A 9932-nucleotide genomic window follows, 5' to 3' on the forward strand; every position below is an offset into this window, starting at 1 on the left:
GATTGTCAAAATGGGGGATGTTGTTGCGTTGTCTGGCGGATAGGCGGCCAGAAGAGCCACCCGGGCTTTCACCGGGTCCTTGCGAATACGCTTGTATAAACAAAAAGAGCGCAGCAGGGCAATGACCCGCTGCGCTCTTTCCTGAACATTACTATTCAGAGAATCTTCTGCATGAAGGTCAGATCGAGCCAGCGCCCGAATTTCTGGCCGACCTGTCTCAGCGTGCCGCGATCCTCGAAACCCTGCGATTTGTGCAAGGCGACGGACGCGGCATTGCCAGCCTCGATGCCGGCAATCAGCACATGCACCTTGCGCTCGCGCGCTTCCTCCAAAAGTTCGGCCAAAAGGGCGCGTCCGATGCCGCCGCCGCGGGCATTGCTCGCCACATAGATCGAAAGTTCGGAGGAATGGCGGAAGCCCTCGAACGGGCGAAACGGGCCATAGCTCGCATAGCCGAGTACAGCGCCGTCGCGCTCGGCAACCAGCACCGGAAAGCCGTCGCGGTTGCGGGCTTTGAGCCATTCGCGGCGGTTTTCCAGATCGACAAGCGTTTCGTTCCAGATGGCAAGCGTGTTTTCGACGGCATCATTGTAGATGGCCAGCAGGGCGGGGAGGTCTGCTTCCGTCGCGTGGCGGATGAGGAGGTTCATTGCGGGGGCCTTGTCGGTAGCGATAGGTTTTACTGAAATAGTCCTCTTGATCCACGATGTAAAAGAAAACGGCGGGATTTCTCCCGCCGTCAACAAATTGCATCCATCTGGCAAGCGCATTCTTCCCTCATCCTGAGGTGCGGCGCGAAGCCTCGAAGGGCCGAGGGAAACGCACGACAATCCTGTCCGAGCGGTTTGGGCAGCAAGATTGCCATCGGGCTGCTCGCCCCCCTCAGCCCTTCGAGACGGTTTCCTTCGCTGCGCTCAGGACACCTCCTCAGGATGAGGGGGAGGAGGCGATGAATATCAGGACGCCTGTTTCAACTCCAGGCGGCGGCGATGCAGGACCGGCTCGGTGTAGCCGTTCGGCTGTTCGCGGCCCTTGAAGACGAGATCGCAGGCGGCCTGGAAGGCGATGGACTTGTCGAAGTCCGCAGCCATCGGGCGATAAAGCGGGTCGCCTTCGTTCTGCTTGTCGACGACTGCTGCCATGCGCTTCATGGTTTCCATCACCTGCGCCTCGGTCACGACGCCATGATAGAGCCAGTTGGCGATGTGCTGCGCGGAGATGCGCAGCGTTGCGCGGTCTTCCATCAGGCCGACATTGTTGATGTCCGGCACCTTGGAGCAGCCGACGCCCTGATCGACCCAGCGCACAACATACCCCAGAATGCCTTGCGCATTGTTGTCGATTTCCTTCTGGATGTCTTCCGGCGTCCAGTTCGGGCGGGTTGCGACGGGCACCGACAGGATATCGTCCAGCCTGGCGCGCGGGCGGCTCTTCAGTTTCTCCTGAACGCTGGCAACGTCCACCTGATGATAATGAGTCGCATGCAGCGTGGCAGCGGTCGGCGACGGCACCCATGCAGTGTTCGCGCCGGCCTTCGGATGCACGATCTTCTGCTCCAGCATCGCGGCCATCAGATCGGGCATCGCCCACATGCCCTTTCCGATCTGCGCGTGGCCGGAAAGGCCGCATTCCAGTCCGATGTCGACATTCCACTGTTCGTAAGCGCCGATCCATGCGGCCTGCTTCATGTCGCCCTTGCGGATCATCGGGCCCGCTTCCATCGAGGTGTGGATCTCGTCGCCGGTGCGATCAAGGAAGCCGGTATTGATGAAGACGACGCGATCCTTGGCAGCCCGGATCGCTTCCTTGAGGTTGACGGTCGTGCGGCGTTCCTCATCCATCACACCCATCTTGAGGGTGTTGGGCTTCATGCCGAGCATTTCTTCCGTGCGGGTGAAAAGCTCGTTGGCGAAAGCCACTTCTTCCGGGCCATGCATCTTCGGCTTGACGATATAGACCGAACCTTCCCGCGAATTCATGTGACGGCCGTTCGGACCAATATCGTGCAGCGCGATCAGGCTGGTGAAGGCAGCATCCATGATGCCTTCCGGCACTTCATTGCCCTCGGCATCGAGAATGGCCGGGTTGGTCATCAGGTGGCCGACATTGCGCACGAGCATGAGCGAACGGCCCTTGAGCGTCAGCGTGGAACCATCCGGCGCCTTATAGCTGCGGTCGCCATTGAGGCGGCGGGTCATCTGCTTGCCGTTCTTTTCGAACGTATCTTCCAGCTTGCCATTCATCAGACCGAGCCAGTTGCGATAGACGGCAACCTTGTCTTCGGCATCGACGGCGGCGATGGAATCCTCGCAATCCTGGATCGTGCTGATGGCCGATTCCAGAACCATATCGGCAATATGTGCCGGATCGGTCTTTCCGATCGGATGGTCCGCATTGACGACAATGTCGACATGCATGTTGTTCTTGGCGAGAAGCACATTCGTCGGGGCGGCGGCATCGCCATTATAGCCCTTGAACTGGCTTTCATCCTTCAGTGCGGTTGCTGAACCGTCGGCGAGCCTGATTTCAAGCTTGCCGTCTTTCACGGAGAGACCGGCGACGTCGGCCCATTTGCCAGAGGCGAGGGGGGCGCTTTCATCGAGGAAGTTCTTCGCCCAGGCGATAACCTTTTCACCGCGCTTGGGATTGTAGCCCTTGCCCTTTTCCGCGCCATCGGCGTCGGAGATGGCATCGGTGCCGTAGAGCGCATCATAGAGCGAACCCCAGCGCGCATTGGCAGCGTTCAGCGCATAGCGCGCGTTCATGACAGGAACGACGAGCTGCGGACCGGCGATATGGGCGATTTCCGGATCGACATTGGCGGTCGACACCTTGAACTCGCCGCCTTCCGGCAGGAGGTAGCCAATGTCTTTCAGGAACTGCTGGTAGTCGGCCTGGGTGTAACCCTTGTCGCGGTTCTGTTTGTACCAGGCGTCGATTTTGGCCTGAAGGTCGTCGCGCCTGGCGAGGAGGGCGCGGTTCTTCGGTGCGAGATCGCGGACGATGGCGGCAAAGCCCTTCCAGAACTTTTCCGGTTCCACACCGGTGCCAGGCGCGGCCTCCTTGGCCAGAAATTCCACCAGTTCGGGGGCAACGCGCAAGCCTTCTATCTCAACGTAATTACCGGCTTTCTGAGAAACCATGGCTCCGCCTCCTTCAAAATAAACAAAATCGCCGCCGGCACTCTTCAGTGCCAGCCGTCATGCCGCCTTTGAACCGCTTTGACGTGCGTTCGTCAATCGGGGCGCGGGCACATCATCTGTGACGCTGCGGCGAAAATAGCTTCTATAGCGATAACTTGGCGCGGATATCGTCCGGGGTAAAGCCCTGTTCACGCAGCGATGCGAGCGCGGTATCCCGGCGGCTTTTCGACAGTTTCAATCCGTCGTCGCCCAGCACCAGATCATGGTGATGATAGAGCGGTTCCGGCAGGCCGAGCAACTTCTGCAGGAGCCGGTGCACGGATGTCGCGTGAAACAGATCGCGCCCGCGCACGACATGGGTGATGCCTTGCAGGGCATCGTCCACCACTACGGAAAGGTGATAGCTGGTCGGCGTGTCCTTGCGCGCAATCACCACGTCGCCCCAGCGGGCGGGGTCGGCGACGACGCATCCCGTTTCATTATCCGGACCCGCACCGCTTTCATTCCAGGTCAGGGGCTTGAACAGCGGGTCGCCTGCGGCGGCAATTGCCCCCAGCGCCTTATCCATATTGAGCCGCCACGCATAGGGCATGCCCGAGGCGATACGCTCCATCTGTTCCTTTTCGGTCAGATCGCGTTCGCCCTGCGGATAAAGCGGCGTCCCGTCCGGGTCGGATGGCCATTCCTCGCCCTTGGCGAAAGCTTCGCCGATCTGCTCGCGAACCTCGCCCCGGCTGAGGAAGGCAGGATAGACGAGGCCCTTGTCGGCAAGTTTGGTAAGAGCATTGCGATATTCGCCAAAATGTTCCGACTGGCGGCGCACAGGGGTTTCCCATGTCAGGCCAAGCCAGCGAAGATCGTCGTAAATGCCTTGCTCCAGCACAGGCGTGCATCGTGCGGTGTCGATATCTTCCATGCGCAGCAGAAAACGTCCGTTGCTCTTTGCCGCCATGTCCGCATTCAGGAGGGCGGAATAGGCATGGCCAAGATGCAACTGGCCATTGGGGCTGGGAGCAAAGCGAAATACGGGTTGGGTCATGGCAGGTTCAATGTCAGTTGCCGGGGTCAGTTGCCGGGGTCAGTTGCCGATGTCAGTTGCCGATGTCAGTTGATTGTCATCTGATTCCATTGGTACGGTGCCCGTCGCAGAAATGAAAGGCCAGGGGATGCGGCGGATCGATACATTGAGCGATATTGAAGCCGGGCTGGAGGCGCTGGTTCTCGCCGATACGCGGCTCGCCGATATTCGCAGCCGCTCCCATGCGGTGCCGCTGCGCCGGTCGGAACCCGGGTTTGAAAGTCTCGCCTCGATCATTGTCGCGCAGCAGGTATCGACGGCCAGCGCGGCTGCGATCTGGGCGCGTCTGAAACAGGCAATCGATCCGCTGACGCCGGAAGCCTATATTGCGGGCGGGGAGGAGGCCTGGCGTTTTGCCGGTCTCTCGCGGCCAAAGCAGAGAACGCTTCTGGCTGTGAGCGAAGCGCTTGCCCGGGATGGCCTCGACCTGCACGGGCTTTGCGAACTCCCTGCCGGGGAAGCGATCGCAGCACTGACGGCGATCAAGGGCATCGGCCCGTGGACGGCGGAGGTCTATCTGCTGTTTGCAGCCGGTCATCCGGACGTGTTTCCGGCGGGCGATGTGGCGTTGCAGACCGCTGTCGGCCATGCCTTTGCGCACGGGGCTCGGCCCGATGCAGTGGCGCTTCGCAAGCTTGCGGAAGACTGGGCGCCGTGGCGGGGCGTGGCGGCGCGATTGTTCTGGGCTTATTATGCCGCCATCAAGGGACGCGAGGCTGCGCCGCTTCTGTAAATCTTGCGTGTTTCCCGAAGCATAAATGCGTTTCCGCTTCACAATCCTGTCACGTCGGGCTTACATTATCCACATCGGCTGATGACGGTATTTCGATTCGCAGAAGCTTGATTTGTCTGCGCATCGCCGCACCGTCTTCATGAGATTGGAGCGTCGTTGTTGCGCCCAAATGGACGCGCGGCGCTTCGATGAGAAGCGCAATTCCGCATGGAGAGCCATTTCGCCCTTTTTCGGAGTTGCTCTGAAGGAGGTGCGCCCTTGACTGTTGCCGTCTCACCCAGAACCGTCTCGACCAGTGGCTTGCCCGCGCTGGTTCTGAACGCGGATTATCGCCCGCTCAGCTATTACCCCCTCTCGCTCTGGTCCTGGCAGGATGCGATCAAGGCGGTGTTTCTTGAACGCGTGAATATCGTGGCGGAATACGATCACATCGTTTCCTCGCCATCGTTTTCCATGCGCGTTCCGAGCGTCATTTGCCTGAAGGATTATGTGAAGCCGCCGCGTTATCCCGCGTTCACCCGCTTCAACGTCTTCCTGCGTGATCGTTTCGAGTGCCAGTATTGCGGATCGCCGCATGACCTGACCTTCGATCACGTTACCCCGCGTTGCCATGGCGGCGAGACGACGTGGGAAAATGTGGTCGCCGCCTGTTCACCATGCAATCTGCGCAAGGGCGGCATGATGCCCGCCGTCGCGCATATGTGGCCGCGCCAGAAGCCGGTCATGCCGACAGTGCAGGACCTGCACAATAACGGACGCCTTTTCCCTCCCAACCATCTGCACGACAGCTGGCTCGATTTTCTGTACTGGGATGTCGAACTGGAGCCTTGATTCCTTTAGTTTTCCGCTCTTACTTCCCACTTTTCGCAAAAGCGCCGTAGTAGCCGATCGCTGCAAAGAGCAGGCTTGCGACGACGTTCCATCCGGCAAAGGACAGGCCGAGGAAGTGGCCCGGCGCGCTATCGCATGCAGGTGGGCGCGTGGAATTGAGGTCGCTCAGAAGATTGCCCGCATCCAGCGTGACCTTCATGGTTGCGGCGCTGCAATCGATCGGGCCGGGCCAGTATTTCAGTTCGACGCCTGTGTGGTAGATCGCAAGCGCCAGCCCGTAGGTCATCAGCAGCGCGCCGATGAGAATCAGGCCGCGCGTCAGGATCGGGGGCCATTTCAGGCCGTAGGAGACCCACGCCGCCGCCAGAACCGGAACGCCGATATAATAAGGCGTGCGTTGTTCGAGGCAGAGCTTGCAGGGCATGAAGCCAGCCAGATGTTCGAAACCCAGCGCCGTGCCGACGGTTGCGGCAAGGCCGATGGTCATTATGCCCGCGGTCCATGCCTGTGTTTTGCCGACCGGATTATTGAGTGCAAACGCCATGTGGGATTCCCTGAAAAGGTGCTCTGGATATATCTAAGCGAAAAATCTGCCTTGTTTCCAAGCAGTTCATTTTGACCGAGTTTGGGCGAACCGCTCAGGCGTGAAGGTATTTCACAGCAAAGAACAGCGCAATCAGGGCAACCGCCACCATACTCGCGATCAGGCCCAGGCGCTTTTCGATGAAATGACGGATCGGTTCGCCGTAGCGGCGCAGCAGCCAGGCCAGGAAGAAGAAGCGTGCGCCGCGCGCCACGATCGCCGATGCGATAAACAGCCAGATATTGATGCCCGCTGCACCGGACAGGATCGTCACCACCTTTATTGGCGGCAGATGCGCGAGGCCGGAGGTGATCAGCATCAACAGGATCGCGTCGGCGCTGGTCGTGCCGCGCAATTGCTCGAACGTGTCGAGCTTGCCGTACATTTCGAGCACCGGCTTGGCGATCTGTTCATAGGCGTGATAGCCCAGATACCAGCCTGCAATGCCGCCGAGGACGGATGAAACCGTGGCAATGAAGGCGTAGCGCCAGGCGCGCTCCGGCCTTGCTAGCGCCATCGGTAGAAACAGGACGTCGGCGGGTACGAGAAAGACGGAGCTTTCCACGAAGGCGATGATGGCCAGCCACCATTCGGCGGATTTTCTTGCGGCAAGCGAAATCGTCCAGTCGTAAAGGCGGCGCAGCATATATTTTCCGGATTATCTTCGGCGAAAGCCATATTAGCGATTACACCGTCTATAGATAAAAAAGATGGCGCGAACAATGCGCGCCATCCTCTTTGATACTGCTTTGCACCGGACAGTTCGGGAACGGACTGGAAACCGGCTTTTGCTAACGCTTGTAGGCGCTGCAAATATATTTGGTTTCGAGATATTCATCGATGCCGTATTTGGAGCCCTCACGACCGAGGCCCGACTGCTTCACGCCACCAAACGGCGCGACTTCGTTGGAAATGAGCCCGGTATTATGGCCGACCATGCCGTATTCCAGCCCCTCACTCACACGGATCGCGCGGCTGAAATTCTCCGTATAGAAGTAAGCTGCCAGCCCGAAGATCGTGTCATTGGCCATCGCGATGACTTCTTCTTCCGTATCGAAGGCAAAGAGCGGGGCCAATGGGCCGAAGGTTTCTTCCCTCGCCACGACCATGTCGGTGGTCACGCCGGTCAGCACGCCCGGTTCGAAGAACAGGCCACCCAGTTCCTTGCCGCCGGTGATGAGCTTCGCTCCCTTGGACAGGGCGTCATCGATATGGGCCTTGACCTTGGTGATGGCTTTGGGCTCGATCATCGGCCCGATGACGACGCCCGGTTCCGTACCATTGCCGACCTTGAGTTCCTTGACCTTGGCCGCGAGCTTTTCGGCGAACTTGTCGTAAATTCCGCGCTGCACATAGATGCGGTTGGCGCAGACACAGGTCTGTCCCGCATTGCGATATTTGGAAATCATCGCGCCATCGACGGCTGCGTCTAGATCGGCATCGTCAAAGACGATGAACGGCGCATTGCCGCCCAGTTCCAGCGAGATGCGCTTGATGGTCGGCGCGCATTGCGCCATCAGCAGGCGACCGACTTCGGTGGACCCTGTGAAGGAAAGCTTGCGCACCGTTTCATTGCTCGTCAGCTCGGCGCCGATTTCGCGCGCCTTGCCGGTAACGATCTGCAGGACCCCGGCGGGAATGCCAGCCTTTTCGGCGAGAACACCCAGCGCCAGCGCCGTCAGCGGAGTCAGGTCCGCAGGGCGAACGATCATCGTGCAGCCGGCAGCCAGCGCCGGTGCTGCCTTGCGGGTGATCATCGCCGCCGGGAAATTCCATGGGGTGATTGCGGCGGTGACGCCGACCGGCTGGCGGATGACGGTCAGGCGCTGCCCGGTCTGCGGGGCAGGGATGGTGTCGCCGTAGACGCGCTTGGCCTCTTCAGCGAACCACTCAATGAACGATGCCGCGTAAAGAACCTCGCCGCGCGCTTCGGCAAGCGGCTTGCCCTGTTCGGATGTCATGATAAGAGCAATATCGTCGGCATTAGCAACGATCAGGTCGAACCACTTGCGCAGAATGGCGGCGCGTTCCTTGGCGGTCCTAGCGGCCCATGCCGGGAAAGCTTTTGCGGAAGCGTCGATGGCTTCCTTGATGGTCGCGACAGAAAGAGAGGGAACAGTGCCGATGACCGAACCGTCTGCCGGGTTGGTCACGTCAATCTTGGCGCCGTCCGTGGCGTCTATCCAGCGCCCGTCAACGAGGCATTGCGATTTGAGCAGCGAAGGGTCTTTCAAAGCGAGCATAGTGGTTTTCCATCCCAGTCTTGCAGAGAAAGCATGTTCAGTATACTGAACAGCTTACGGTATTTTGAATTAAACAGGCCGTCATTACCAAAGTCAAACGGTTAATCAGGCGGTCGATCAGGTGAATGGCAAGGCTATGACGAAAACGGCGAGCGACGAAGAGGGTTCCCAGAAACTGGTTCCAGCGGTCATGCGCGCGGCTCAAATTCTGGATCAGATTGCAAAATCCGCGCAGGAAGGCGGCAAGGGTTCTGCGGACGGGCTCAAGCTTTCCGATCTTGCCCGCCGCACGGGCTTGCCGAAAAGCAGTGTGCATGGGCTTTGCCAGACATTGGTGCATCTCAAGCTCTTGAAGCTCAACGGCGACGGAAGCTTCACGATGGGATCGCAATCGGTGCGCTGGGCCAATGTGTTCATGGCGGGCAGCGACATTGTCGATGCGTTTCATGAGGCGGTGGCAGAGGCGGAAGGCCTTGGCGCGCATACATTGACGCTCTCGCATCTGGAAGGCCCGGAGGTCATTTACCTGTCCTGCCGTAATTCGACCGCGCCTCTCGGTATCACATTCCGCATCGGCATGCGGGTTCCGGCTGTCTTTACCGCGACCGGCAAGGCCATGCTGGCCGCGATGTCACCGCAGGAACTGGCCCGTCACCTGCCCTCCGAATGGCCGGAACTGATCACTCCGGCCAGTGCGCCGTCTCTCAAGGTCCTGGAAGCGGAGATGGCGGAAGTAAAGGCACGAGGCTATTCACTGGATAACGGCCAGTTGCGCGAAGGCATGTTCTGCATTGGCGCGGCGATCTGCGACCGGCCGTTCCATCCCACGGCCGGGATCGCCTTGTCGATGATGGCTGCCGAGGCTCGCCCCGATATTATCGAAGACATGGGCAGGCGCGTGCGTGCACTTGCCAATGACGTGGCGGACCGCATGGGGTGGCTCTCTGCGTGAAGCGGGATCGACGCTTAATATATAGGGCCGCTTTGAGTGGCCCTTTTTCTCTGCTGCCTGTGGAAAGAATTTTTGGAAAAAGTTATGATTGGTCGTTGACAGTTTTGTTTGGTGGGGTCTATATGGCGCCACAACGAGGGCGGCGGCGCCGCAAGCGGCAGGCTGATGCGTCCTTGGAGTTGGTTGAAGGTGTCTGGCAGAGATGCTGGGTGTTGGTAGGCTGGCGGCGTTGACGGGGCATTGAGTCTTGTTGATGTTAGAAGAAAAGAACTTCGATTAAGTTTGTGATTTTCTTCGAAAAAAGTGGTTGACAGGTTGGTTTGACTGATCTAGAAGCCCGGCACCGCAGACGAGGCGCTGACAGGATTT

9 protein-coding genes and 1 other annotated feature are annotated in these 9932 nt (G+C 59.3%); of the genes, 3 read left to right on the forward strand and 6 right to left on the reverse strand.

Features of this window, described 5'->3' with window-relative positions:
- Positions 1 to 26: 26 nt before the first annotated feature.
- Positions 27 to 82 (reverse strand) — a sequence feature (sul1 is cis-regulatory element that is thought to sense ions involved in sulfur or methionine metabolism; They are found in Alphaproteobacteria).
- Between the two features lie 73 nt (positions 83 to 155).
- From ACS5UA_RS16065 to gluQRS, 3 genes are all read right to left on the reverse strand, one after another.
- Positions 156 to 650: a GNAT family N-acetyltransferase gene (locus ACS5UA_RS16065; RefSeq protein ID WP_443101511.1), complete on the reverse strand. Its 495-nt coding sequence runs from the start codon at positions 648 to 650 to the stop codon at positions 156 to 158.
- 306 nt (positions 651 to 956) lie between these two features.
- A complete protein-coding gene (locus ACS5UA_RS16070) occupies positions 957 to 3143 on the reverse strand; it encodes a malate synthase G (protein WP_443101512.1) in 2187 nt (728 codons plus the stop codon).
- Between the two features lie 142 nt (positions 3144 to 3285).
- Complete coding sequence (gluQRS, locus tag ACS5UA_RS16075; RefSeq protein ID WP_443101513.1) at positions 3286 to 4182, reverse strand: tRNA glutamyl-Q(34) synthetase GluQRS; 897 nt, start codon at positions 4180 to 4182, stop codon at positions 3286 to 3288.
- A 127-nt stretch (positions 4183 to 4309) separates the two neighbouring features.
- Between gluQRS and ACS5UA_RS16080 the strand changes: the two genes are divergently transcribed.
- Together ACS5UA_RS16080 and ACS5UA_RS16085 are read left to right on the forward strand one after the other, a co-directional pair.
- Positions 4310 to 4954, forward strand: coding sequence for a DNA-3-methyladenine glycosylase family protein (locus ACS5UA_RS16080; RefSeq protein WP_443101517.1), 645 nt, complete (start codon positions 4310 to 4312; stop codon positions 4952 to 4954).
- A gap of 258 nt (positions 4955 to 5212) precedes the next feature.
- Positions 5213 to 5785 carry an HNH endonuclease gene (locus ACS5UA_RS16085; protein WP_006473253.1) on the forward strand — a complete coding sequence of 191 codons (573 nt, stop codon included), beginning with the start codon at positions 5213 to 5215 and terminating at the stop codon, positions 5783 to 5785.
- A gap of 19 nt (positions 5786 to 5804) precedes the next feature.
- Here ACS5UA_RS16085 and ACS5UA_RS16090 read toward each other — a convergent pair whose 3' ends face one another.
- The 3 genes from ACS5UA_RS16090 to ACS5UA_RS16100 form a co-directional block, all read right to left on the reverse strand.
- On the reverse strand, positions 5805 to 6329 hold the full coding sequence (locus ACS5UA_RS16090; protein WP_021587952.1) for a disulfide bond formation protein B: 525 nt from the start codon (positions 6327 to 6329) through the stop codon (positions 5805 to 5807).
- Positions 6330 to 6423: 94 nt separating this feature from the next.
- On the reverse strand, positions 6424 to 7014 hold the full coding sequence (locus ACS5UA_RS16095) for a YqaA family protein (protein WP_113463416.1): 591 nt from the start codon (positions 7012 to 7014) through the stop codon (positions 6424 to 6426).
- 145 nt (positions 7015 to 7159) lie between these two features.
- The gene (locus tag ACS5UA_RS16100) at positions 7160 to 8611 is read right to left on the reverse strand and encodes an NAD-dependent succinate-semialdehyde dehydrogenase (RefSeq protein ID WP_176074766.1); all 1452 of its coding nucleotides are present in this window, start codon (positions 8609 to 8611) and stop codon (positions 7160 to 7162) included.
- 136 nt (positions 8612 to 8747) lie between these two features.
- Here ACS5UA_RS16100 and ACS5UA_RS16105 point away from each other — a divergent pair, with 136 nt between their 5' ends.
- Positions 8748 to 9563, forward strand: coding sequence for an IclR family transcriptional regulator (locus ACS5UA_RS16105; protein WP_443101514.1), 816 nt, complete (start codon positions 8748 to 8750; stop codon positions 9561 to 9563).
- Positions 9564 to 9932 lie beyond the last annotated feature (369 nt).

The sequence above is a fragment of the Brucella sp. RRSP16 genome (genome assembly GCF_052246815.1).
Classification (GTDB): domain Bacteria; phylum Pseudomonadota; class Alphaproteobacteria; order Rhizobiales; family Rhizobiaceae; genus Brucella; species Brucella intermedia.